This is a genomic window from Bradyrhizobium sp. USDA 4474, assembly GCF_054057515.1.
This window is the reverse complement of record NZ_JBSRZJ010000002.1, coordinates 4,216,599-4,239,194: the sequence shown is the minus strand read 5'-3', so window position 1 is coordinate 4,239,194 and position 22,596 is coordinate 4,216,599. Positions and strand designations below refer to the sequence as shown.

General features: G+C 62.7%; 21 protein-coding genes. 14 read left to right on the top strand and 7 right to left on the bottom strand.

What is annotated here, in order from left to right; genetic code table 11:
* Nucleotides 1–79: 79 nt before the first annotated feature.
* Nucleotides 80–292 carry a cold-shock protein gene (locus tag ACVW16_RS21890; RefSeq protein WP_456701199.1) on the top strand — a complete coding sequence of 71 codons (213 nt, stop codon included), beginning with the start codon at nucleotides 80–82 and terminating at the stop codon, nucleotides 290–292.
* A 320-nt stretch (nucleotides 293–612) separates the two neighbouring features.
* Here ACVW16_RS21890 and ACVW16_RS21885 read toward each other — a convergent pair whose 3' ends face one another.
* Both ACVW16_RS21885 and ACVW16_RS21880 read right to left on the bottom strand, forming a co-directional pair.
* The gene (locus ACVW16_RS21885) at nucleotides 613–1,113 is read right to left on the bottom strand and encodes a pilus assembly protein N-terminal domain-containing protein (RefSeq protein WP_456802422.1); all 501 of its coding nucleotides are present in this window, start codon (nucleotides 1,111–1,113) and stop codon (nucleotides 613–615) included.
* A 129-nt stretch (nucleotides 1,114–1,242) separates the two neighbouring features.
* A complete protein-coding gene (locus ACVW16_RS21880) occupies nucleotides 1,243–2,070 on the bottom strand; it encodes a sterol desaturase family protein (RefSeq protein WP_456701197.1) in 828 nt (275 codons plus the stop codon).
* Nucleotides 2,071–2,325: 255 nt separating this feature from the next.
* Here ACVW16_RS21880 and ACVW16_RS21875 point away from each other — a divergent pair, with 255 nt between their 5' ends.
* From ACVW16_RS21875 to ACVW16_RS21835, 9 genes are all read left to right on the top strand, one after another.
* Nucleotides 2,326–2,490 carry a Flp family type IVb pilin gene (locus ACVW16_RS21875; RefSeq protein WP_092227069.1) on the top strand — a complete coding sequence of 55 codons (165 nt, stop codon included), beginning with the start codon at nucleotides 2,326–2,328 and terminating at the stop codon, nucleotides 2,488–2,490.
* Between the two features lie 301 nt (nucleotides 2,491–2,791).
* Nucleotides 2,792–3,316 carry an A24 family peptidase gene (locus ACVW16_RS21870; RefSeq protein WP_456701196.1) on the top strand — a complete coding sequence of 175 codons (525 nt, stop codon included), beginning with the start codon at nucleotides 2,792–2,794 and terminating at the stop codon, nucleotides 3,314–3,316.
* Between the two features lie 125 nt (nucleotides 3,317–3,441).
* Nucleotides 3,442–4,239, top strand: a complete 798-nt coding sequence (cpaB, locus tag ACVW16_RS21865) for a Flp pilus assembly protein CpaB (protein ID WP_456701195.1) — start codon at nucleotides 3,442–3,444, stop codon at nucleotides 4,237–4,239.
* Nucleotides 4,240–4,250: 11 nt separating this feature from the next.
* Nucleotides 4,251–5,726: a type II and III secretion system protein family protein gene (locus ACVW16_RS21860; protein ID WP_456701194.1), complete on the top strand. Its 1,476-nt coding sequence runs from the start codon at nucleotides 4,251–4,253 to the stop codon at nucleotides 5,724–5,726.
* A 20-nt stretch (nucleotides 5,727–5,746) separates the two neighbouring features.
* Nucleotides 5,747–6,481, top strand: a complete 735-nt coding sequence (locus ACVW16_RS21855; RefSeq protein WP_456736302.1) for a CpaD family pilus assembly protein — start codon at nucleotides 5,747–5,749, stop codon at nucleotides 6,479–6,481.
* The gene (locus tag ACVW16_RS21850; RefSeq protein ID WP_456701192.1) at nucleotides 6,478–7,743 is read left to right on the top strand and encodes an AAA family ATPase; all 1,266 of its coding nucleotides are present in this window, start codon (nucleotides 6,478–6,480) and stop codon (nucleotides 7,741–7,743) included. Before ACVW16_RS21855 ends, ACVW16_RS21850 begins: the two co-directional genes overlap by 4 nt.
* Nucleotides 7,744–7,764: 21 nt before the next feature.
* Nucleotides 7,765–9,228, top strand: coding sequence for a CpaF family protein (locus ACVW16_RS21845; RefSeq protein ID WP_456736303.1), 1,464 nt, complete (start codon nucleotides 7,765–7,767; stop codon nucleotides 9,226–9,228).
* A 16-nt stretch (nucleotides 9,229–9,244) separates the two neighbouring features.
* Nucleotides 9,245–10,222 (top strand): type II secretion system F family protein, encoded by a 978-nt coding sequence (locus tag ACVW16_RS21840; protein ID WP_092227291.1) that lies wholly within the window; start codon nucleotides 9,245–9,247, stop codon nucleotides 10,220–10,222.
* A 9-nt stretch (nucleotides 10,223–10,231) separates the two neighbouring features.
* Nucleotides 10,232–11,206 carry a type II secretion system F family protein gene (locus ACVW16_RS21835; protein WP_456736304.1) on the top strand — a complete coding sequence of 325 codons (975 nt, stop codon included), beginning with the start codon at nucleotides 10,232–10,234 and terminating at the stop codon, nucleotides 11,204–11,206.
* Between the two features lie 130 nt (nucleotides 11,207–11,336).
* Here ACVW16_RS21835 and ACVW16_RS21830 read toward each other — a convergent pair whose 3' ends face one another.
* Both ACVW16_RS21830 and ACVW16_RS21825 read right to left on the bottom strand, forming a co-directional pair.
* Nucleotides 11,337–12,149, bottom strand: coding sequence for a tetratricopeptide repeat protein (locus ACVW16_RS21830; protein ID WP_456736305.1), 813 nt, complete (start codon nucleotides 12,147–12,149; stop codon nucleotides 11,337–11,339).
* A 275-nt stretch (nucleotides 12,150–12,424) separates the two neighbouring features.
* Nucleotides 12,425–12,628: a hypothetical protein gene (locus ACVW16_RS21825; protein WP_456701187.1), complete on the bottom strand. Its 204-nt coding sequence runs from the start codon at nucleotides 12,626–12,628 to the stop codon at nucleotides 12,425–12,427.
* Between the two features lie 189 nt (nucleotides 12,629–12,817).
* Between ACVW16_RS21825 and ACVW16_RS21820 the strand changes: the two genes are divergently transcribed.
* Nucleotides 12,818–14,191: a leucyl aminopeptidase family protein gene (locus ACVW16_RS21820; protein ID WP_456802421.1), complete on the top strand. Its 1,374-nt coding sequence runs from the start codon at nucleotides 12,818–12,820 to the stop codon at nucleotides 14,189–14,191.
* Nucleotides 14,184–15,026 carry a C40 family peptidase gene (locus tag ACVW16_RS21815; RefSeq protein WP_456701185.1) on the top strand — a complete coding sequence of 281 codons (843 nt, stop codon included), beginning with the start codon at nucleotides 14,184–14,186 and terminating at the stop codon, nucleotides 15,024–15,026. Before ACVW16_RS21820 ends, ACVW16_RS21815 begins: the two co-directional genes overlap by 8 nt.
* A 1,068-nt stretch (nucleotides 15,027–16,094) precedes the next feature.
* On the opposite strand, the gene ACVW16_RS21810 is transcribed toward ACVW16_RS21815, so the two are convergent.
* On the bottom strand, nucleotides 16,095–19,031 hold the full coding sequence (locus ACVW16_RS21810) for an EAL domain-containing protein (protein WP_456701184.1): 2,937 nt from the start codon (nucleotides 19,029–19,031) through the stop codon (nucleotides 16,095–16,097).
* Nucleotides 19,032–19,242: 211 nt separating this feature from the next.
* On the opposite strand from ACVW16_RS21810, the gene ACVW16_RS21805 reads away from it, so the two are divergent.
* A complete protein-coding gene (locus ACVW16_RS21805; RefSeq protein WP_456701183.1) occupies nucleotides 19,243–19,599 on the top strand; it encodes a methylamine utilization protein in 357 nt (118 codons plus the stop codon).
* Nucleotides 19,600–19,601: 2 nt separating this feature from the next.
* Here the strand turns inward: ACVW16_RS21805 and ACVW16_RS21800 are convergent, their stop codons facing one another.
* Entirely contained in the window at nucleotides 19,602–20,609 is a 1,008-nt protein-coding gene (locus tag ACVW16_RS21800) for a hypothetical protein (RefSeq protein ID WP_456705145.1), read from the bottom strand.
* A 293-nt stretch (nucleotides 20,610–20,902) separates the two neighbouring features.
* On the opposite strand from ACVW16_RS21800, the gene ACVW16_RS21795 reads away from it, so the two are divergent.
* Nucleotides 20,903–21,064, top strand: a complete 162-nt coding sequence (locus ACVW16_RS21795; RefSeq protein WP_456701182.1) for a hypothetical protein — start codon at nucleotides 20,903–20,905, stop codon at nucleotides 21,062–21,064.
* 47 nt (nucleotides 21,065–21,111) lie between these two features.
* On the opposite strand, the gene ACVW16_RS21790 is transcribed toward ACVW16_RS21795, so the two are convergent.
* A complete protein-coding gene (locus ACVW16_RS21790) occupies nucleotides 21,112–22,119 on the bottom strand; it encodes a cytochrome-c peroxidase (protein ID WP_456701181.1) in 1,008 nt (335 codons plus the stop codon).
* Nucleotides 22,120–22,596 lie beyond the last annotated feature (477 nt).

The window sequence follows — 22,596 nt, the reverse complement described above, 5'->3', positions numbered from 1 at the left end:
GACGACCCTTCCAAAATTCGATCTAACCGGCCTGCGCGAGCGGGCTCTTACATTGTGTATCTGAGAAGGGACTACCCCCGTGAGCATGGGAACCGTGAAGTGGTTTAACGCAACCAAGGGCTATGGCTTCATCCAGCCCGATGATGGCGGCAGCGACGTGTTCGTTCACATCAGCGCCGTCGAGCGCGCCGGCCTCGGCTCGCTGCGCGAAGGCCAGAAGATTTCCTACGAGATCGTCGCCGATCGCCGGTCCGGTAAGTCGGCCGCCGACAACCTGCGCGACGCCGGCTGATTCCAGCGCGCATCCTCGCGGGACACGCAAGGATTCAGCGCCGGCCCTCGGAACAATGGAAAAGGCCGTGCGGGACGTACGGCCTTTTTCGTAGCTGCAGAACGGATAGGTTTCAGTCCGGAGTGTGAACCGGCGGCCGCGATCATCCGGGCCCGATCAGGACCGGAAACTGGTTATTTTGCTGATTGGACAATTCGAACTCGCCCTAGCGAACCGTTAAGGCCTGTTAACCACGCTGGCTGCTGCGCGGTCACCGACGCGCCAGCGCCCGCGCGGGACCACAGGTCCCACGCGGCTGCATTGGCCGTTGATTTGCCTTGCTAGTTCGTCTTGGCGGCCGCCGCGCCGCCGGTGCCGCTGGCATTGCTGTTCAGCGCACCAGCCTGACTCATCGTGGTGTTGAAGTAGGTCTCGCTGTCGCCGAGCGTAACCCGGCGCTGGCAAAGCGGCATGCAGCTGTAGGACTCCCGATCGACCCCGCGGTAGACGGTGACGAGCCGGTCGCTGGGGCCCTCGACCTGGATCTGCCGGTCGACCAGGATCTCTCCGCCGCGATCGAGCGCGATGAAATTGGTGGCGCCGTAGCCTTTGCCGGTGACGACGATCATCCCGCCAGGCTGGAGGGTGACATCGGCGATCAAGGGATTACCGACCACGATCGTCGCCACCTTGCCGGGCAGCCGAACGAGCTTGGCCTGGTCGACATTCACGGCGATGGTATCGATGGTGGGCTCGGCAAGGCCAATGGACGGCGAAGCCAGTACACTTGCCGTAACCAGCAGACAGATGCGCGCATGACGGCGCAGGAACACTTTACGCATACTCTTACCCCGGGACGTCACAAACCGGCAGAATCGATCAGGGAGCGGAGCCGGCGCCCGACCCGGTTAACCTGCCTGTAATTCGTGAACGTTCCCCAAATTCGCCGACTATTGTTCTAACGGACCCGCCTATTGCCGGAACGGATAGGCAAGCTGGCCGGCGATCTCCTTCGGCATGGTCGCTTCGTCCTTGCCATAATCCTTCGGCAGTTCGCCAGCCGGCATGCGGAAGGTCCCGAACAGCACGTCCCAGATCGGAAAGGTGCCGGCGAAATTGGTGTCGCCGCCCTCTTCGAGCGCAGTGTGGTGCCAGCGATGGAACACCGGCGTCGCCAGCACATATCTGAACGGCCCGAAGGTCCAGTTCAAGTTGGCGTGCACGAAGGCCGAATGGAAGGTCGTGAACGGGCCGACCCAGATCATCACGTTCGGCGAAATGCCGGCCATCAGCAGTACGACGTCGACGCCGATCGTGCCGAGCATCAGATTGACCGGATGGAAGCGGGCCGCCGAGATCCAGCTGATCTCCTCCGAGGAGTGATGGATCGCATGGTATTTCCAGAACTCGCCGCCATGAAACAGCCGGTGCAGCCAGTACAGCATGAAGTCGGCGAGTACCAGGAACAGAACACCCTGCAGCCAGAGCGGCAGCTGCGACAGCGGGCCGTGCCCGTTGTCGTAGAAGGCGATCAGCTCGTCGGCGTCGTGGATGTTGAAGAAGAAGCCCGCGGTAACGATCAGGAGTCCGATCCGCATCGTGCGGGCGAACACCGGAACGAAGAACCAGTAGCAGATATCGGTTACGATCTCGCGCTTGCGCCACCAGGACGGACCGGGATTGCAGGCCCAGAAATGCTCCAGCACCGTGAACAGGACTGCGAGCATGAAGGTGACGGGAACCACCTTCTCGATGGTCTCGCCGAGCATCAGGGCGACTTGCATGGGCAGGCTCGACATCATCGCTTCTCTTCCTGGCTGCTGATCTCTCTACGCCTACTCCGCTAAATTTAAGGGAGGATGAAGTTGACGCCCCGTTCCGAACCGAACGAATTGCGATGATCGCCTTAAGGTGAAATTCACTTTGGCCAAAAGCATCGCGCGAGACGCGGGTTTGACCGATCCAGTTAACTCCACCGAAAGAGCTCGGCTCACATGGTCGTCGCGTCAATGCAGCGCCGAACGAGGCGACCACACCCAGATGGAGTTTAGTCCATGAAGAACCTGATTGCGCGTTTCGCCAAAGACGAATCCGGCGCCACGGCCATCGAATACGGTCTGATTGCCGCCGGCATCGCGCTGGCCATCATCACCGTCGTCAACCAGCTCGGCACCTCGCTGAACACGAAGTTCGGCTCGATCAGCTCCTCGCTGAAGTAGGCGAACCGCAAAAGCCCCGGATCTCCGGGGCCTTTGTTTTTTGGACGGGGCGAGTTCCAGTGGCGTTGCGTAAACACAGGACCGCTGCCGCGGTTGCGGCGAGCGAGGCGGACACGGCGCGCATCGACGCGTCGGCGTGTTGGGTCTGCCTTGCACTGCTGCTCGCCGTAGCCACGCTCGCAATGCGCATCGCCAGCATGTGGTGAGGCCGCCGGCACCCGTTGTCGGTTTGTTTAGCACTGCCTTCTAGCATGCGCCGACGCCCCGATCCGGCAATAGACCCAGGCCCAAGACGCAGCCAATGATCCTCGACCTCGCGCGCCTTCTGCTCTTCCCGGCCCTGATGGCGTTCGCAGCCGCCAGCGATCTCTTCACCATGACCATCTCGAACCGCGTCTCGCTGGCGCTGATCGCCGGCTTCTTCGTGCTGGCCTTTGCCGGTGGCATGGCACCATACGAGCTGCTCGGCCACCTCGGCGCCGGCGCGCTGATCCTCGTCGTGGCCTTCACCTGCTTCGCGATGGGCTGGATCGGCGGCGGCGACGCCAAGGTCGCGGCCGCGGTGGCGCTCTGGTTCGGCTTCGCGCAATTGACGGACTTCCTGCTCTACGCTTCACTGTTCGGCGGAGCGCTGACGCTGCTCCTGCTCCAGTTCCGGCAATGGCCGTTGCCTTACGGGCTTGCCGGCCAGGCCTGGCTCGCACGGCTGCACGACAAGCAGACCGGCATTCCCTATGGCATCGCGCTCGCGCTCGGCGCGCTGCTGATCTACCCGGAAACCGGATGGGTGAAGGCGATCGATCTCGCTCACCTCGCGCTGCGCTAAACGCCGCGATAACCAGGCGTTAAGGCGATTTAGATACGCCTCATTAACCATGCTTTGACGAATAGCTGGTCAACTGCCGAATACGGCGGCGGCAGCGTCGCGGCGTTCTGTGGAAAGTGAAGCGTATGAATAGGGCACGCATAGTCGTCCTGACGGTCGCCATCTGCGCCGGCGGCGTCGCCGCGTATCTGGCGAGCGGCTCGGACTCTGCGCCGCCTCCAGCAGCTCCCGCCGCGCAGCTTCCCACCACCGACGTTCTGGTCGCCAAGAACGACATCGGTCTCGGCCAGACCGTGAAGCCGGAAGACGTGCAGTGGCAGACCTGGCCGACCGCGACTGCCAGCTCCAGCTTCATTCGCCGCAACGAGCGCCCCGACGGCGCGACCCAGGTCACCGGGTCGATCGCGCGTGCCCCCTTCATCCAGGGTGAACCGATCCGCGACCAGAAGCTTGTCAAGGCCGATGGGTCCGGATTCATGGCCGCGATCCTGCCGTCAGGCATGCGCGCGATCTCGACCGAAATCTCGCCGGAAACGGGCGCCGGCGGCTTCATCCTGCCGAACGATCGGGTCGACGTGCTGCTGACGCGCCGCCTCAAGAACCCCGATCAGGCCGCCGGTGGCCAGGACATCATCAACACCGAAGTCATTTTGGTCAACGTCCGCGTGCTCGCCATCGATCAGGCTCCGAAGGAGAAGGACGGCCAGAACACGGTGCTCGGCAAGACCGTGACGCTGGAACTCAATCCCGCGCAGGCCCAGCAGCTTGCCTCGTCCCGCCAGGCGGGAACGCTGTCGCTGGCGCTGCGCAGCATTGCCGACGTCAAGTCGACCGAGATCACGCTCGATGAATCCGCGCAGAAGCGCGACGGCATTTCGATCATTCGCTACGGCGTCGCAACCCAGGCGGCGAAGGCACGATGAGGACAGTCGATATGACATGCAGGGCAAATCCGACGACGATGCGGACCACGATGGTTCGCGCCCTGTCGTTCTCGGCCGCTGTCGCGCTGACGCTCAACCCCGTGCTGACGCCCGTGATCGCCGCTGATTACCGTCCCGCAGCGCCGGTTGCGGCCGACGGCCAGATGAACGCGCGCTTCCTCTCGCTCGGCGTCGGCAAGTCGATCGTGATCGACCTGCCGCGCGACATCAAGGATGTGCTGGTCGCTGATCCCAAGATCGCCAATGCGGTGGTCCGCTCCGCCCAGCGCGCCTACATCATCGGCGCCTCGGTGGGCCAAACCAACATCGTGTTCTTCGATTCCGCCGGCCAGCAGATCGCGGCCTATGACATCGCGGTCAAGCGCGACCTCAACGGTGCACGCGCCGCGCTGAAGCAGATCCTGCCCAATTCCGACATCCAGATCGACGGCCTCGGCGACGGCATCATCCTGACCGGGACGGCGGCCAATCCTGTGGAAGCGCAGCAGGCCAACGATCTTGCCGCACGCCTTGCCGGTGGGCCCGACAAGGTGGTGAATTCGATCGTGGTCCGCGGCCGCGACCAGGTCATGCTGAAGGTGACGGTTGCCGAAGTCGCGCGCAACATCGTCAAGCAGCTCGGCATCGACCTTTCCGCAAACCTCAACTACGGCACGTCGGTGGTGAGCTTCAACAACTCCAATCCGTTCACCGCACTCGGCCACAATCTCGTGGACGGCAATAGTCTGACCACGAAGTTCGGCGCAACCCCGTCGGTGCAGGCGACGCTCCGCGCGATGGAAACCGCGGGCGTGATCCGCACGCTGGCCGAACCGAACCTGACCGCAATCTCGGGCGAATCGGCGACCTTCATCGCCGGCGGCGAGTTCCCGGTGCCGGCAGGCTATGCCTGCGATCCCACCACGCATGTCTGCACAACCCAGATCAGCTTCAAGAAGTTCGGCATCTCGCTCAACTTCACGCCTGTCGTGCTGACCGAGGGCAAGATCAGCCTGCGGGTGATGACCGAAGTGTCGGAACTCTCCAACGACAATGCGATCACACTGTCGCAGGCCGTGACCTCGTCGTCGGTCAACTCGTTGACGGTACCTTCGATCAGGACCCGCCGCGCGGAAACCTCGCTCGAAATTCCCTCCGGCGGCGCGATGGCGATGGCCGGGCTGATCCAGCAGCAGACCAAGCAGGCTGTCAGCGGATTGCCAGGCCTGATGCAGCTGCCGATTCTCGGCACGCTGTTCCGCAGCCGCGACTTCGTCAACAACACGACCGAGCTGGTCGTGATCGTCACGCCTTATATCGTTCGCGCAGCGTCGCCGAAGGACTTGTCGCGGCCGGATGACGGCTTCGCGGCACCCTCGGATCCGCAGGCCGAACTGATCGGCAACATCAACCGCATCTATGGCGTGCCGGGCCGGACTGAACCGGCAAAGAACTACCGCGGCACCTACGGCTTCATCACCGACTGACGCGGAACGGGGACCTAGTTATGATCACACCACGACCCCAGACCCGCCACCGCGCCGCCGGCCTCGGTGGCGTGCTCGTCGGTATCGCGCTCGCGCTCGGCGGCTGCCAGCACGACGAGGTGGCCACCGGCTCCATTCCCGACGACTACAAGCAACGTCATCCGATCGCGATTGAGGAGCAGAACCGCTCGACCGTCGTTTTCGTCGGCCACGCCCGCGGCGGTTTGACCGCCGCCCAGCGCGCCGACGTGATGGGCCTGGCGTCGACCTGGATGCACGAGGGCACCGGCGCAATCCACATCGATGTGCCCACGGGAACGCCCAATGCGCGTCCGGTGGCGGAATCCATGCGCGAGATTCAGGCCATGCTGGCGGCGGCTGGCGTTCCCCCGCGCGGCATCATCGCCCGCCCCTATCAGCCGGAAGACAAGCACTTCCTGCCGCCGATCCGCCTGACCTATTCGAAGATCGCGGCGGTCGCAGGCCCCTGCGGCCTCTGGCCGGAGGATGTCGGCCCCTCCATGAAGAACAAGAGCTGGTTCGAGAACAAGGACTATTACAATTTCGGCTGCTCTTATCAGCGGAACATGGCGGCCATGATCGACAATCCGTCGGACCTCGAGCAGCCGCGGCCTGAGACCCCCGCCTACACGGCGCGGCGCATCACCGCGTTCGAGAAGTACCGCAAGGGCACGACGACGACGACCACCTATCCCGAGGCCGAGAAGGCCAAACTCAGCGACTCCGGCAAATGATCAGCTACGCGCGCCAGACTCAGGAAGAGCAGCCGGAGGCCCCGTCGCCGGCCGAGGAGCATATTGCGCCCGCACCGCGTGTCTCGGTCCAGGCATTCTGCGAAACCGTGGAGACCGCCGCGGCCATACAATCGGCCGGCGAGGATCGCCGTCTCGGCAAGGCCCATCTGAAAATCCAGATGGGCGGCATGACAGCTGCAATCGAAGCTTATCGCTCGGCGCCGACGCCGAACGTGATCGTGCTCGAGAGCGATGCGCGCAACGATTTGTTGGCCGGGCTCGACCAACTCGCCACCGTGTGCGACGCCGGTACCCGCGTGGTCGTGATCGGCCGCATCAACGACGTCATGCTCTATCGAGAGCTGGTGCGCCGCGGCGTCAGCGATTACGTGCTTGCACCGGTCGGCGCCATCGACGTCGTGCGCTCGATCTGCAACCTGTTCTCGGCGCCGGAAGCCAAGGCGGTCGGCCGTATCATCGCCGTGGTCGGCGCCAAGGGTGGCGTCGGCGCTTCCACCGTCTCCCACAACGTCGCCTGGGCGATCGCACGGGATCTCGCCATGGACGCGGTGGTCGCCGATCTCGACCTCGCCTTCGGGACCGCCGGGCTCGATTACAACCAGGACCCGCCGCAGGGTATCGCGGATGCGGTGTTTTCGCCCGACCGGGTCGATACCGCCTTCATCGACCGCCTGCTGTCGAAATGCACGGACCATCTCAGCCTGCTGGCAGCACCTGCGACGCTTGACCGGGTCTATGATTTCGGCACGGACGCCTTCGATGCCGTGTTCGACACGCTGCGCTCGACCATGCCCTGCATCGTGCTCGACATCCCGCATCAATGGTCGGGCTGGACCAAGCGCGCCCTGATCGGCGCCGACGACATTCTGATCGTGGCGGCACCTGATCTTGCCAATTTGCGCAACACCAAGAACCTGTTCGATCTGCTGAAGGCCGCGCGTCCGAACGACCGCCCGCCGCTGTACTGCCTGAACCAGGTCGGCATTCCCAAGCGGCCCGAGATCGCCGCCACCGAATTCGCGAAGGCGATCGAGAGCCAACCGGTGGTCTCGATCCCGTTCGAGCCGCAGATCTTCGGCGCGGCTGCCAACAACGGCCAGATGATCGCGGAGATCTCCGCCAATCACAAGTCGATCGAAATGTTCCTCCAGATCGCCCAACGCCTGACCGGCCGGAGCGAGACGAAGAAACAAAAGTCGTCCCTGCTTTCACCGCTGATTGAGAAGTTGCGGGGAAAATAGGCCGCCGCATGGAGTTGTTAAGTGTTCGGTAAGCGTAGCTCAACAGACACCGACTTTCGGGCTCCCAAGCCCGGCGCCGTGTCGTCAGAGCCTGCCACGGCTCCGGCGCCGACGGTGTCGCGCGCGCCGCCCCCGCCGGCCGTCGCCTCCCCGCCGCTCGCCCCGTCCCGGCCCGCGCCGGCCATGGAAAGCCGCCGCTCGGACAATTATTACGAGGTCAAGGCGACCATCTTCGGTGCGCTGATCGAGGCCATCGACCTCGCCCAGCTCGCCAAGCTCGATTCCGAGTCCGCGCGCGAGGAAATCCGCGACATCGTCAACGAGATCATCGCGATCAAGAACATCGTGATGTCGATCGCCGAGCAGGAAGAGCTGCTCGACGATATCTGCAACGACGTGCTGGGCTATGGTCCGCTCGAGCCGCTGCTCGCCCGCGACGACATCGCCGACATCATGGTGAACGGGGCCGGCACCGTCTTCATCGAAGTCGGAGGCAAGATCCAGCGCACCGGAATCCGGTTCCGCGACAACCAGCAGCTCCTCAACATCTGCCAACGCATCGTCAGCCAGGTCGGCCGGCGCGTCGACGAATCCTCACCGATCTGCGACGCCCGCCTCGCCGACGGCTCCCGCGTCAACGCCATCGTGCCGCCGCTCGCGATCGACGGTCCTGCGCTCACCATCCGCAAATTCAAAAAGGACAAGCTGACGCTCGATCAGCTGGTCAAGTTCGGCGCGATCTCGCCGGAGGGCGCGGAAATCCTCCAGATCATCGGACGTGTCCGCTGCAACGTGCTGATCTCCGGCGGCACCGGCTCTGGCAAGACCACGCTGCTCAACTGCCTGACCAACTACATCGAACATGACGAGCGCGTCATCACCTGCGAGGACGCAGCCGAACTTCAGCTCCAGCAGCCCCACGTGGTCCGGCTCGAAACCCGTCCCCCCAACATCGAGGGCGAAGGCCAGGTCACCATGCGCGAGCTGGTGCGCAACTGCCTGCGTATGCGTCCCGAGCGCATCATCGTCGGCGAAGTCCGCGGCCCGGAAGCATTCGATCTGCTCCAGGCCATGAACACCGGCCACGACGGCTCGATGGGAACGCTGCACGCCAACAATCCCCGCGAAGCGCTGTCGCGCTGCGAATCGATGATCACGATGGGCGGCTTCTCCCTACCCTCCCGCACCATTCGCGAGATGATCTGCGCCTCGATCGATGTCATCGTGCAGGCTGCACGTCTGCGCGACGGCTCGCGCCGCATCACCCACATTACCGAGGTGATGGGCATGGAAGGCGATACCATCATCACCCAGGACGTCTTCCTCTACGACCTGATCGGCGAAGACGCCAACGGCAAGATCATTGGCAAGCATCGTTCGACCGGCATCGGGCGCCCCAAATTCTGGGAACGTGCGCGCTATTACGGTGAAGAGAAGCGGCTGGCCGCGGCGCTCGACGCCGCGGAAACGGGACCGAAGTCGTGAGCAGGTCGGCACAGCGATGAACATGCAGGTCCTTGCCCTCGCTTTCCTCGCCACCGCCGCCGTCGGCGGCATCGCCTGGGTTTTCCTCTACCCGATGCTGTCGGGCGAACGGAAGGCCGAAAGTCGCCGCGCTTCGATCGGGCGGGCCGATGCGCCCGCAGCCAAGCAGGCCGAAAAAAGCCAGCGATCGCGCCGTGAGCAAGTCGAAAGTTCGCTCAAGGATCTCGAGGCGAGGCGCGCACAGGAGAAGAGCGTTCCGCTCAACATCCGCCTGTCGCAGGCCGGCCTCGACTGGACGACGCAGAAATTCTGGATCGTGTCCGGCGTCGTGGCGGGTGTGTTTTTCTTCGGTGCGCTGTTCGGCGGCGGCGGCCTGCTCGGCGCTGCCGGTCTGGCCTTTGCCGGCGGCTTCGGCCTGCCGCGCTGGGCGCTGGGTTTCCTGAAGAAGCGTCGCGAAGACAAATTCCTGAAAGCACTGCCGGACGCCGTCGACGTCATCGTCCGCGGCATCAAGGCCGGCTTGCCACTGTTCGAGTCCATCAAGGTCGTCGCGGCCGACGCGCCGGAACCGCTGCGCAGCGAGTTCCTGGCCATCATCGAGACGCAGGCCATCGGCATGCCGCTCGGCGACGCCTGCTCGCGGCTCTACGACCGCATGCCGCTGCCGGAGGCCAATTTCTTCGGCATCGTGGTGTCGATCCAGCAGAAGTCGGGCGGCAATCTCTCCGAAGCGCTCGGCAATCTCTCCAAGGTGCTGCGCGACCGCAAGAAGATGAAGGAAAAGATCCAGGCGATGTCGATGGAGGCCAAGGCCTCGGCCGGCATCATCGGCTCGCTGCCGCCGATCGTGATGTTCCTCGTCTATCTCACCACGCCTGGCTACATCTCGCTGCTCTGGACCCATCCCACCGGCCAGCTGATGCTGGTCGGCTGCGTCGTCTGGATGTCGATCGGCATCATGGTGATGAAGAAGATGATCAACTTCGATTTTTGATGGTGCCGCATGGTTGATTTGCTCGTCACGAAGCTGCACGACGTCCACTTCATGACCATGTTGCTGGCGGCCATCGCGGCCAGCGCCACGGTGTATACCTTGGTCATGCCGATGTTCGCCGGCGAAGGGCTCGCCAAGCGGATGAAGGCAGTGGCGAGCGAGCGCGAGAGAATCCGGCAGCGCGAGCGCGAACGCCTCCACAAGAGCGAGAAGGTCTCGCTGCGCCAGACGCCCAAGCAGCTCGTCTCCAAGGTCGTCGAGGACTTCAACCTCACCAAATGGCTGGCGCAGGAGGCTGCGCGCGACAAGCTGATCATGGCGGGCTATCGCGGCCAGGCACCCTACATCACCTTCCTGTTCGCACGCATGGTGACGCCGCTCGTGCTGTTCATCGGTTCGGTCCTCTACGTGTTCCTGATCGCCCACATGGATCGCCCGATGCCGCTCAAGATCGGCATCTGCGTCGGCGCGGCTTATCTCGGCCTGCAGGCGCCGATGCTGTTCCTGAAGAACGCGATCTCCAAGCGTCAGCTCTCGATCAAGCGCGCCTTTCCCGATGCACTCGATTTGCTGCTGATCTGTATCGAGTCCGGCATGTCGGTGGAAATGGCGTTCCGCAAGGTCGCCACCGAAATCGTGGGACAGTCGATCGCGCTGTCGGAAGAATTCACCCTGACTACCGCCGAGCTGTCCTATCTGCAGGACCGCAAGGTGGCGTACGAAAACCTGGCGAAGCGCACGGGGCTCGAAGGCGTCAAATCGGTGTGCCTTGCGCTTCAGCAAGCCGAACGCTACGGCACCCCGCTCGGGCAATCCCTGCGCGTCATGGCGCAGGAAAACCGCGACATGCGCATGAACGAAGCCGAGAAGAAAGCTGCCGCCCTGCCGCCGAAGCTGACAGTGCCGATGATCCTGTTCTTCCTGCCGGTGCTGTTCGTCGTCATTCTCGGACCGACGGGTATCAAGATCTCCGAGCTACACTGACGCCGGACCAGAAGCGCGAAAACAACCCCATGCACAGTAGCCGGCCACCGCCGGCGCCGTGCCCATCTGGATCGCGGCAAACCCTCGAACCGTCGGGCGAAATTCACTTCATCGCGCCACAGGCGGCGGATCAGTCGGGCTGGCTGAGCGAGGCGACCGGCGTCCGCTTCGATGCGCCGCGCGGGCCGTCGTGGCGGTTCAGCATGTCCTTGAGATAGGCGACATTCGCCGCCGCCTCGTCCGGCGGCAGGTCCGCCTTCACGATGCTCTCGGCTTCAGCGAAGCGACCCTGGAGGCCGACCACCAGGCCGAGATTCTGCCGCACCCGCGAGCTCGCACGCGGCGAAGCGTAAGCCTGCCGCAGCGTCTCTTCCGCCTTGGGCAGATCGCGCGACAGCATGTAGGACAGGCCGAGATTGGACAGCACGCCGGGATCACCGGGCGCGATCTTCAGGGCGCTCGTATAATAGGCGCGCGCCTCGTCGTGGCGCCCCATCTGGTCGAGGCAGGTGCCCTGCACCGAGAGCAGGCGCCAGTCCGGATTGTCGGGCGAATGCGCCTTCGACAGCACGTCGTAGGCCTGCTGGAAATTGCCGTTGTCGGCGAGCGCGCGGCCATATTGGGCCAGCAACGGCTTGTTGCCGGGGTTGGCGATGGTCGCCTGCTCGAGCACGGCGGCAGCCTGTGCGCGCTGCCCGTTGGCACGCAAGGCCTGCCCGTAGGCCAACCCCGTTTCGGGATCCTTGGGGTTGGCGCGGTAGCGCTCGCCATAGACTTCGACGGCGCGCGCCGGATCGGCAGGCGCCGCTTCCGCCCTTGGCCCGATCGATCCGGTGACATCGGAGAGCTTCGACGTTGCCGTGCAGCCGCCGAGGCTCGCGGCCACCAGCGCGATCAGCGAAGCGGAGGCGAGAAGCCGGGCTGGGCGGAACCGTTGACGCATGACGCTTTTGACTCTCGAGCCTGATGATCGAGCCGAACGCGTCAGCAATAGACTGTTAACCCTAATGGCCGGTTAACGCAGGGAGCCGCCGCTCTCCGGCGGCCATATCTGGTGGGGTTGCGCCGCCCAGGCCGGGATCGACACCGAGCACCTTCACCTCATCATTCAGGTTTCGCAGCAGATGCTGCCCGCAAGCTCGACGCCCAGCCGGGGCCTGACCATCCCATGATAGGCGCGTTCATCCGGGAGGTCCTCAGCTGTTTCATGAGGCGCGATCAATATTCGATGGCAAGACGCTTCCGGATTTCGTCGATGCGCTTGTCGAGTGCATCGAACCGCGCGTGAATCGAACGGTCATGCAGATAGAAGACGTAACCGCCTGCGAGGAACGCGAACACCCAGTGGTGATGCTCGACATAGCCAAACACCACCTCGACAACCTGGCCAACGAATGTGATCCCGCTCCACACAAATTCCATGGCGATTCCTCCCGGCACGCTTCGTCTTCGGTTGCCGGCGTTCTCTGCGCAGCGAACAACCACCGCCGGAACCTAGCATGGCTGCTTCTCCGCGAGTAGCGGCTCACCCGGCGGTGACCGCAAAGCCGATTGCAGCCGCGGCCAAACTCTGCGAAGTCTGCTGCAACCGAATGACCTCCGAGCCTGCCAATGCCTTCCGTTTTCGCGACATCGACCACGGCCACCCCGATCACCTTCGTCACCAGGTCGAGCTGGGAGGCCGTGCGCGAGGCGCTGCCGCCAGCGCAGCGCCAATACGCCATGGCGAACGCCTTCGCCGCCAAGCCGGGCGGCTATCTCGCGCTGCCCGCGCCCGACGGCGCGATCGCGCAGGTGCTGTTCGGCCTCGAGGACGACGGCACCAGATCGCGCGATCCGTTCCGGCCGGGCGCGCTACCCGGCCTGCTGCCGCCGGGCACCTATCGTTTTGCCAATGCACCGCATGATACACGGCTGGCCGCGCTGGCCTTTGCATTGGGGTGCTACCGCTTCGCCCGCTACCGCAAGGCCGAGAGGCCCGACGTCCGGCTGGTCGCGCCTGACGGCGTCGACGTCGCCGAGATCGACCGTATGGCCGGCGCCGCGATGCTGGCGCGCGATCTCATCAACACGCCGTCCAACGACATGGGGCCGGAGGAGCTTGCCGCAGCCGCGCAAGCGCTCGCGGAGGAATTCGGCGCGAGCTATTCCTGCACCATCGGCGAGGAGCTGGAAAAGAACTTTCCGCTGATCCACGCCGTCGGCATGGCCTCGAGCCGCGCCCCCCGGCTGATCGACATCGGCTGGGGTGACCCCGCCCATCCCAAGGTGACGCTGGTCGGCAAGGGTGTCTGCTTCGACACCGGCGGGCTCGATCTGAAACCGTCGAGCGGCATGCTGATCATGAAGAAGGACATGGGCGGCGCCGCCAATGTGCTGGCGCTGGCGCGCATGGTGATGGATGCGAAGCTGAAGGTGCGGCTGCGCGTGCTGATCCCGGCGGTGGAGAATGCGGTCGCCGGGAACGCCTTCCGCCCGCTCGACATCTTTGCCTCCCGCAAGGGCATCACGGTCGAGATCGGCAACACCGACGCGGAAGGACGGCTGGTGCTCGCCGACGCGCTGGCGCTGGCCGACGAGGAAAAACCGGAGCTGCTGATCGATCTGGGCACGCTGACGGGTGCCGCGCGCATCGCGCTGGGGCCGGATTTACCGCCCTTTTATACCGATGATGAGACGCTGGCGGCCGACGTCGCGCGTTGCGCGGCGAAGGAGAACGATCCGTTGTGGCGCATGCCGCTGTGGCCGCCTTACGATGCGTGGCTGGACTCCAAGACCGCCACCATCACCAACGCACCGTCGGGCGGCTTTGCCGGTTCGATCACCTGCGCGCTGTTCCTGCAACGCTTCGTCGAGCACGCCAAGAGCTGGCTGCACGTTGATATCTATGGCTGGACGCCGACGGCCAAGCCGGCGCGGCCTGAGGGCGGCGAATGCCAGGCGGCCCGCGCGATCTACAAGGTGCTGAGCGAGCGCTATGCATGATGTCAGGCTGACACCGGCGCGCGGCGATCTCGCCGCCAAATACCTCGAAGGCCAAGTGCAGGCCGACCGCTTCGTGACCGGCGAGGAATTCGAGGTGATCGCACCGATCGCGCCGGTTCGCGAACAGCCGTCATCGAACGCCATGCTGATGACGGAAGCTCTGCGCGGCGAGCGCGTCACGGTCTATGATCACAACGGCGAGGGCTGGGCGTGGGGCCAGCTCGGCGGTGACGGCTATGTCGGCTGGCTGCCCGACGCCGCGCTGATGAAGCCGGCGGCCGCACCGACACACAAGGTGAGCGCGCTGCGCACGCTCGCCTTCCCCGGACCCTCGATCAAGCTGCCGCCGGCCGATGCGCTAGTGCTGGGATCGAAGCTCACGATCGCGCGCGAGGATGGCCCTTTCGCGGTCACGCGCGAGGGCACGTTCGTTCCAAAAAACCATCTCGCGCCGCTCGACCATCGCGAGGGCGACTTCGTCGCGGTCGCCGAGCGCTTCGTCGGAACGCCCTATCTCTGGGGCGGCAAGAGCAGCCTCGGCATCGATTGCTCGGGCCTGGTCCAGGTCTCGCTGAGCGCAGCCGGCATCGGCTGCCCGCGCGACAGCGACATGCAGCAGGCCGGTCTCGGCCGTGCACTGGAGCCGCATGAGCGGAATACGCTACAACGCGGCGATCTGATCTTCTGGAAGGGCCACGTCGCCATCGTGCGCGATGGCCGTACGATGGCGCACGCCAACGCGCACCACATGGCAACGGTGATCGAGCCGATCGCGCCGGCCATTGCGCGGATCAAGGCGGCGGGTAGTGAGGTCGTGGAGATCAAACGTCTGTAGCGCGCCTGGTCGTAATCGGGCGCGTCCGCTTTGCTCTCGGAAGGCGACATGTTGGAGGATCTGGGTTTCTCCTTCACCTAGGCGAATGCGCCTCCTCTCTTGGTCTGCCACTATCGCCAAAGCTCCAGAACGGCGGCAATGATGGACCTGGCCAAACGAGTATTTGTCGGTATTGTCGTAGCAGGCTTTGCGAGTTTACTTGTGTTAAGTCCCTATGCTGATGATGCGGGGCAATTAGGAACGTTTGGTCCAAACGCGTCTTTCGCTGATTTTTGGCGTCTATAACGCAGATCAAGCAATTGAGTTGGAGCGGCAGTTTCGTCAGCACCAGTAGGAACGCGGCGAGATGGGAGAGGTTGGCTCTACAATTGATGCGTCCCTCCCAGACTTGGCCCCCACCCGGGGGCCTTTTTCTTTGGGACAACCACGCCGCTGATCCCAGGGTCGGCTCACTCATTGGTGGGCCGATTTCTTTGATAGCTAGCTCCGCCGGCGCAAGTGCAATAGTCACGCCGCGCTTAGCCGCCTAGGGCGCCATGCAATTGTCGGACGATCCGATCACGGTGCGCAACGAATTGCAGTTGAGTGGATGGAAACGTTTCTAGCACCGTGCGGGCTAAGATCGTTTCCTGGCCGGCCCGTTCGAGCACTTCCATGCGCTCTTCTTGGTGAGAGGCGAGCCGGCATATTGGCCGCCTCGATCGCGAGCCCCTGCATTGCCGATCAAGACAACTGCTAGGATGCCGAAGGCAAACCGGCGGCCGCTCAATTTCATCTCACCTTAGCCAAAACACGCAAGTTCCAAGCAACCTACATCGCAGCGGCGAAAGTGCAATCCCGCGCGCTCGCTGCTCGTATCGTTTCCGATCTGCGAAAGGCGCCCTCTAGGGCAGCAGACCTGCCTTTGCTTCGGGCAAGTTGATCGACATTGTTCCGACCAATTTCTCACTGGCGAGCCAAGACACGTCGAACCGGCGCCCCGGCGCGCCGCACCAACAAGCCGAGCTCCATGGCACACCAGCTCACTTGGCAAGTTCGCCCAGGGCCGACGCTCGCAGTCTCTAAGTCCTAGCTGGCTCTCGCCCTGCTCCATTCACTCCGCTTTAGGGCTTTCCGCAACGTCAGGATGGTTGATGCGAGTTCGGTTGCTGGGACCGGACGGCTGAATAGGAACCCTTGCGCCTCGTTGCATCCTTCCGCCTTCATTTCGTTCAGCTGCTCAACCGTCTCGACGCCCTCTGCGGTTGTTGTCATGCCGAGGCTTCTTGCGAGGCTGGTGATGGCTCTCACGATCAATTTCGATCCCTTTGTTGCCGTTGCGTCACGGACAAAGGACTGATCAATCTTGATCTTGTCAAAGGGGAAACTGCGGAGATAACTCAGAGACGAATAGCCCGTCCCGAAATCGTCCAGGGCGATGCGCAGCCCACGCGCCTTCAGCTCGTGCAGCATCGCGATAGTTTCAGAGTTGTTGCCGAGCAGAACCGATTCGGTGATTTCAAGTTCGAGCCGGTGCGGCGCCAGCCCCGACGTGGCTAATGCGTCGGCGATGACGTTCGTCAAACCCGGGTCCCGAAATTGGGTCGGCGAGACGTTGACCGCAACTTTGAACTCGTTCGGCCAACTGGCCGCCTGCTCGCAGGCTCGATTCAGCACCCACTCCCCCAATGGAGCGATCAGACCAATTTCCTCCGCGAGCGGGATGAATTGGTCAGGGGGAACCAGTCCGCGCGTCGGATGCTGCCAGCGCAACAATGCCTCGAAGCCGCTGATCCGGTCCGTGCGCAGGTTATAAACCGGCTGGTAGAACAGAACGAACTCATCCTTCTCCATTGCCTCGCGAAGGTCGATTTCGAGCGCTCGGCGGTTTTGCGCAGTGACGTCCATCGCGGGCTCGAAGAAGCGCCATCTTCCCCTGCCGTCCATCTTGGACCGGTACAGCGCCAGATCTGCGTTCTTCAGTAGCGTCTCGCGTGTCGTGCCGTCACATGGCGCCAGGCAGATTCCGATGCTGCAGCCGACATTAACGCGATGGCCCTTCAAGTCATACGGAGCACCGACGCGCTCCACGATCCGCTGGGCAAGGCGCTCGGTTTCTTCCGCTGTCCGAACTTCCGCCTGGATGATCGCGAACTCGTCGCCTCCCAAGCGCGCTACGGTATCAACCTCTCGGACGCAGGCCTCCAATCGTTCTGCGACCGCGCAAAGCAGCCCATCGCCGACCGGGTGTCCCAACGTATCATTGATCTGTTTGAAATTATCCAGATCGATGCAGAACACGGCGAAGTCGCCGCCCGGGCCGGTGTCTGCGAGGGCCTGCTCGATCCGCTCGGCAAACAGAGACCGGTTTGGCAGCCTGGTCAAAGCATCATGCCGCGCCATGAACGCGATTTGCGATTGAGCCCTGTGCTGTTCGGTCACGTCTTCACAGCTGATCAGCCAGCCGCCGTCGGGTGTAGAGCGGCGGGCGATCGACACGACACGTCCATCGCTGAGGTTCTGGAGGTAATTGCCGCTCTTGCGCCGAGCCAGGAACTCCTCGCACTCAGCCAGAAGATCGGCCACCGTTTGGCTGCCATGATTGCCGGCGGCAACACTTAAACGGAGGACGTCTTCGAACGTCATTCCCGGTCGCACGAGCTCGGGCGAAATATCGAAGATCTCACAGAAGCGACGGTTGACGACCTGCAGCCGTCCCTCGTTGCCATAGAGGCAGAGCCCTTGCGACATATGGGTGAGCGCCGCGTCTAGTCTCAGATTCGTGGCGTGCAGTTCGGCCTTCTGCTGCTTTAACCCGGTGATATCGCTGTAGACGAGCATGACGCCGCCTTCTTGCGTCAAGCTGCGGCTGACCCGGAGCCACCTCCCGTCCGGAAGCTGCGCTTCGGCTTCCATGCCCTCACTATCACCTGGGATGTCCCTGTGAACGAGGCTCAATGAGCTGCTGCCCCCAGTCGACATGCGGCTCCGCCAGGGATCCGGATGAACCAGTTGAGGCGAGCAGCGAATGAATTCACTGGCCCTGGAGTTGGCTAAGGCGATCTCGCCATCCCCGTCCAGGAGCACAACCCCCTCACGGGAGTTCTCGAGTGCATCGGACAGCCGCGCCTGGGCCGAACGTCGCTGGGCCACCTCTCGATCGACCATCGATCTGATATTGTCCCGCATCCTTCCCATTGCGCTCAGGAGAGTACCCAACTCGTCCCCGCCGCCTTTCGGAATGTCCGTGTTCAAATCGCCATCGGCAATGCTCGTTGCAGCTTTAGAGGCGATCGCCACTGGGCCGATGATCCGGCGTACCAAAATCCACGAAAACAGCGCGGACAGCAAAAGCGCAAGCGCCAGCCCCGCGATATTGACCTCGAGATCCCGTTTGATGGCGGCCAGGGCACGCTGACGAAATAGAAAGCCATCACCGGCGGTGTAGTTGACAAGCAGTTCGATCTGCTGATTCACAGTCTTGGAGTACTGGTCGAGTTCGACATCCTGCGCATTGCTCGACGCGCGCTCGTCTATTGTTGATTGGATTGGCCGATGAAGCGCGATCCAGGCGCTAGCCGCCTCCTGGACCTTGGCGGCTGCCTTTTCAGCTCGCGCCGATTGCGAGCGTTCCGCGGCGATCGTGACATCTTCCGAAAGCGACTTCGCAAGCGCGCCGATCTCCGCGTCAAGTCGAGCACGGATCGAGGGATCTTTTGTGAGCAGGCGTTGTGCCGATGCCACACGCATTGCCGCGAAGTCAGCGCCAGCCGCGCGCGCATAGTTGATCGACATCAGCGACTCGTCGAACGTTCTGGTAACAAAGTCGCCGGCATGCCGAATGCCAAGCGTGGCATAGCCTCCCAGGGCTGCGGCTACCGCGCTCATCGCGAGACAAAAGGTCCAGATTCCGACTCGGATCGAACCTCGCAAGGCGAGGAGATTCGACAGGCAGCCGACCATGGACCGAAGCGTCCCGGGGACCGCTCGCGTTTGACGCGCAATTCTGTCGATGAAAAGACTCATCGCCATGTCTTTCGCTGCAAAAAACTTATCGCAAACACGCCGCGCGGACGCAGCCTCGCTGCCTCCGCCTCAAATTTCCCTAGTAATGACCGGAAGGGATGCGGAAATCGTTAAGATCAAGCTGTAATAAGTATAGGAGTAGTTGCGCGGCCGGGAATCCGAGCCGGTTCGATTTTTTGGTAAACTTGAGGTTTTCAGCGGGGCTAAATTGATGGCAAGGCTGGTACCATTCCGCGCGGGGAAGTTCGGTCTCGGGGTCACAGCCGCCATCCTTGGCGGGCTCATCACCGGAGTTGCGCTAGGCGCAAATCCCTACATGATCTCGCAAAGGGACCGCGAGTTCAGGCCGCGAGAGATCATCGTCAAGCGTGGTGAGACCTTGCGGTTTGTTAACGACGACGGCGAGCTCTTGCATCACGCCTATTTGAGCTCGGAGACCTTTAACTTCGACAGCGGTGATCAGCAGCCGGGCAGCCAATTCGACGTCGTATTTTCCGTGCCCGGTGACTACACGGTGCTGTGCGGCATTCATCCCAAGATGAAACTCGGCGTGCACGTCACAAAGTAGGCCTAAAGGATCGTAGTGTTGAAGATCGCGGCGTGGCCGACGTAGTACGTGAACAGTGTAATCGTCAGTGCAGCACACAGGCCGGCAGGAGCGAGCCACGGAGCACGATAGTCGGCCGCGATCGGCCGATTGTCGGAAAGAATTGCGACGAGAACGACGATAATCGCCGAGTGACCAATCACATCCAGCTTGCCGAATTCGAAGCATGCGCCGATAAACATTCCAAGCAGCATGGCCGCCGCGACACGCCGGACCAACGGCGTCCAAGCCAGCGCAAAGGCGAGCGTGAATTCGACCATTCCCGCGGCCCGCATGTAGAACTCATTATTGAAGCCGAGTGTGATGCCGGGGTGCTCGATCAGGAGCGGAAAGCTCCACTCCGGATAAGCCCACTTCTCCACAGATGCCCACATCAAGGTGACAGCGGTCGCATAACGCACGACGTCCAGGGGCGGAATGCCCAACAGATTCTTTTGCAAGCCGGTGAGAGCCAAATAGCCGGCAAGGCCGAGAAAAATTGGATAATCGGCCAGATGGAACGTGCCGTAGTCGCGCACAGCCAGCCCGAACAACACCACGATTCCGGCGGCCGAGAGCGGCAGCGTGCGGCGCGATAGCATTCCGGCTGCGATGGCGAGTTGCAAAATCCCCACCTCGGGCGATGTGGTTTTCAATTCGGGAGTCAGGATGATACCGCCGATCGCCCAGAGCGAGATAAAGAAAAAGCCACAGACCGCACGAATCATCACTTCGGTGTGCAGCCGCAGGCCTTCCGTGAAACGGTTAAGGGGGCGGACCATCAGCTCTCCCAACGACGTGCGCTCCGCGACGCAGCCGGAAAAGAACCAGAGCAGGGCAAGTCCGAGGAGCAGCTCAAAATCTTGACACAGCACGTTCTCGAGGCCCCGCGGCTGGCCGGCGGCATCATACGCGCAGAACCATTTGACGTGGGCGCTCGCAGCACCGGTCCCGAGAATCCAGATGGCAAATCCAACGACCGACTTCGACAGCAAGGAAACGGCTCGCGACGCCGCTAGGGCGTCTCGTCGCTGAGAACTGAACATTTCAAAAATCCGCCCACTTGGGAGGGGACAGCTTTAACGATTTGTTCACCTTACCATAAATTTTAAGCTTTGGGATCTCCGTGGCAGCCCTTGGTGGTTTGGTGGTTAATGAGGCGCAGCCGGCCCGATCAGAGTCCAGAACTCCCGCCAGTCCTTTCAAATTTTACAGGTTTCGAGGACGAGCCCTCAATTCCGCTGCCGTATTAACGCACCAGACAAATGGCTGGATGGAGCAGTCCATGTTCAGAGAACCAGGACCGGCGCGTGCGACAGTAGCCTCGCTGCTTGTCCGTGGCGCAAAGCGCTTTGCGGTGCGCAGCGAAACTCTGGAAGTCGTGAAGGGCGCCGTTCTGGTCCTCGGCTTTGGCCTACTCGGATCGGCATTGCCGCACCTTTACTGAGCCCTCCGCGCAAACGCGATCAGAAGGCCCCTCAGCGCGGAGGTCGGTCACAGGCCTCGACGGGGCGCCGCAGTAAGCGTCTGAAGAAAGGCGAGCAAGTCCGCCTTTTCGCTCGTCGTTAGAAACAAAGGCCTGATCGACGGCGATCTGCTTGGACGGTCGATGCCACCCCGGTCATACAGCTCGATGACTTCTTCGAGCGTCGCGACAGATCCGTCATGCATGTACGGCGCGCGCTGCGCGACATTGCGCAAAGTCGGCGTCTTGAACGCATATCGCAGCTTTTGCGAGCTCGGAAATAGCCGGCCGCGGCCAATATCGCTGTCTCTCGCTGTGCCGATATCCTGAAACGATCCATCCGTAAAAGACGGTCCGCTGTGGCAGTTTGCGCAACGCGCTTTGCCGTTGAAGATCTCAAACCCACGCCTGGCCCCGGCGCTGATCGCGATTTCGTCGCCCATGATCCAGCGATCAAACGGGGACTCCCCGGCGACGATCGTACGTTGAAAGGTCGCCAAGGCAGCTTCGATCCTGGAACGCGTGATCGCACCATCGCCGTACGCACTCGCGAACGCCTCTGCATAGCCCGTCGTGGCAGAGAGCCGGTCGATCAGTTCCGATTCGGTCAGATTCATGTTGGCTCGCCCCGTGATCGGACCAAACGTGACGGATTCGAGATCCTTGAACTTTCCGTCCCAACCCAGCGGCTCGGTGAACGCCACATCGATCAGAGTGGGTGCGCGAAGCGGCAGGCCTTTCGGGTCCTCCCCAACTGCGCGCGCGAGGCCATCTCCCCAAGACAGCGAGGGATTGTGGCAAGTCGCGCATGACACGGTGCGAGACCTCGACAGCAGCGGATCGAAGAACAACATCTTCCCAAGAGCCGCTTTTTGCGCCGAGTAAGGATTCCCATCAGGAAAGGGAATCGCCACCGGCCGACGGTAGCTGGCGCGGATCTCCGCCGCTTCGCTTGATGTCTCCGCCGCCGTCGAGCCAAAGCGCTGCCCCAGCGGTACGAACGCCGCAAGCAAAGCCAGGCTGGCCCAGACTTTCATCGGCTTCCTCAGGAAAATAGCCGCTCATGATATGAACAAGTTGGTCAAGGAAGCCTTAATGGCCGGTTGGCGTCGAAACGCGAGCCTATCGGGAGACCGCCTTCGGGTCATTCGCGTCGATTTAGCACGCCAGCAACTACGTCCGGTCCTCCTGCAACAGCCGACAAGGCAAAAGTCACGGTTCGACGCTGTGGCCTACGTCGCAACCGCCTGCACTTTTGTCCGGCAATATTGGACGCACATCGGCTGCTCTTTGGAACTGCTGCGAACCCCCGCACTTGTCGGCGTAGCACAAGGAAGGTCTCACCATGAGAGTTCGGGTTGGACTGGTCGCACTATGCGTCAGCGCATTTAGCACCCTCGCCTATGCACAAAGCAGCGGTGGCGCCGGCGCGGGCGGTGGTGCCGGTTCGGCAGCGGGGGCCGGCTCGGGCAGCACGGCTGCTGGGTCAATGTCTACTCCTGGATCGGTAAACG

Excerpts from the sequence above, each read along its gene's own strand:
- ACVW16_RS21830 (WP_456736305.1), bottom strand. The coding sequence starts at position 12,149 with ATGCGTCAACGGTTCCGCCCAGCCCGGCTTCTCGCCTCCGCTTCGCTG.
- cpaB (WP_456701195.1), top strand. The coding sequence starts at position 3,442 with ATGAATAGGGCACGCATAGTCGTCCTGACGGTCGCCATCTGCGCCGGC.
- ACVW16_RS21875 (WP_092227069.1), top strand. The coding sequence starts at position 2,326 with ATGAAGAACCTGATTGCGCGTTTCGCCAAAGACGAATCCGGCGCCACG.
- ACVW16_RS21860 (WP_456701194.1), top strand. The coding sequence starts at position 4,251 with ATGACATGCAGGGCAAATCCGACGACGATGCGGACCACGATGGTTCGC.
- ACVW16_RS21870 (WP_456701196.1), top strand. The coding sequence starts at position 2,792 with ATGATCCTCGACCTCGCGCGCCTTCTGCTCTTCCCGGCCCTGATGGCG.
- ACVW16_RS21825 (WP_456701187.1), bottom strand. The coding sequence starts at position 12,628 with ATGGAATTTGTGTGGAGCGGGATCACATTCGTTGGCCAGGTTGTCGAG.
- ACVW16_RS21880 (WP_456701197.1), bottom strand. The coding sequence starts at position 2,070 with ATGTCGAGCCTGCCCATGCAAGTCGCCCTGATGCTCGGCGAGACCATC.
- ACVW16_RS21885 (WP_456802422.1), bottom strand. The coding sequence starts at position 1,113 with ATGCGTAAAGTGTTCCTGCGCCGTCATGCGCGCATCTGTCTGCTGGTT.
- ACVW16_RS21835 (WP_456736304.1), top strand. The coding sequence starts at position 10,232 with ATGGTTGATTTGCTCGTCACGAAGCTGCACGACGTCCACTTCATGACC.
- ACVW16_RS21840 (WP_092227291.1), top strand. The coding sequence starts at position 9,245 with ATGAACATGCAGGTCCTTGCCCTCGCTTTCCTCGCCACCGCCGCCGTC.
- ACVW16_RS21795 (WP_456701182.1), top strand. The coding sequence starts at position 20,903 with ATGTTCAGAGAACCAGGACCGGCGCGTGCGACAGTAGCCTCGCTGCTT.
- ACVW16_RS21855 (WP_456736302.1), top strand. The coding sequence starts at position 5,747 with ATGATCACACCACGACCCCAGACCCGCCACCGCGCCGCCGGCCTCGGT.
- ACVW16_RS21805 (WP_456701183.1), top strand. The coding sequence starts at position 19,243 with ATGGCAAGGCTGGTACCATTCCGCGCGGGGAAGTTCGGTCTCGGGGTC.
- ACVW16_RS21820 (WP_456802421.1), top strand. The coding sequence starts at position 12,818 with ATGCCTTCCGTTTTCGCGACATCGACCACGGCCACCCCGATCACCTTC.
- ACVW16_RS21810 (WP_456701184.1), bottom strand. The coding sequence starts at position 19,031 with ATGAGTCTTTTCATCGACAGAATTGCGCGTCAAACGCGAGCGGTCCCC.
- ACVW16_RS21850 (WP_456701192.1), top strand. The coding sequence starts at position 6,478 with ATGATCAGCTACGCGCGCCAGACTCAGGAAGAGCAGCCGGAGGCCCCG.
- ACVW16_RS21815 (WP_456701185.1), top strand. The coding sequence starts at position 14,184 with ATGCATGATGTCAGGCTGACACCGGCGCGCGGCGATCTCGCCGCCAAA.
- ACVW16_RS21790 (WP_456701181.1), bottom strand. The coding sequence starts at position 22,119 with ATGAAAGTCTGGGCCAGCCTGGCTTTGCTTGCGGCGTTCGTACCGCTG.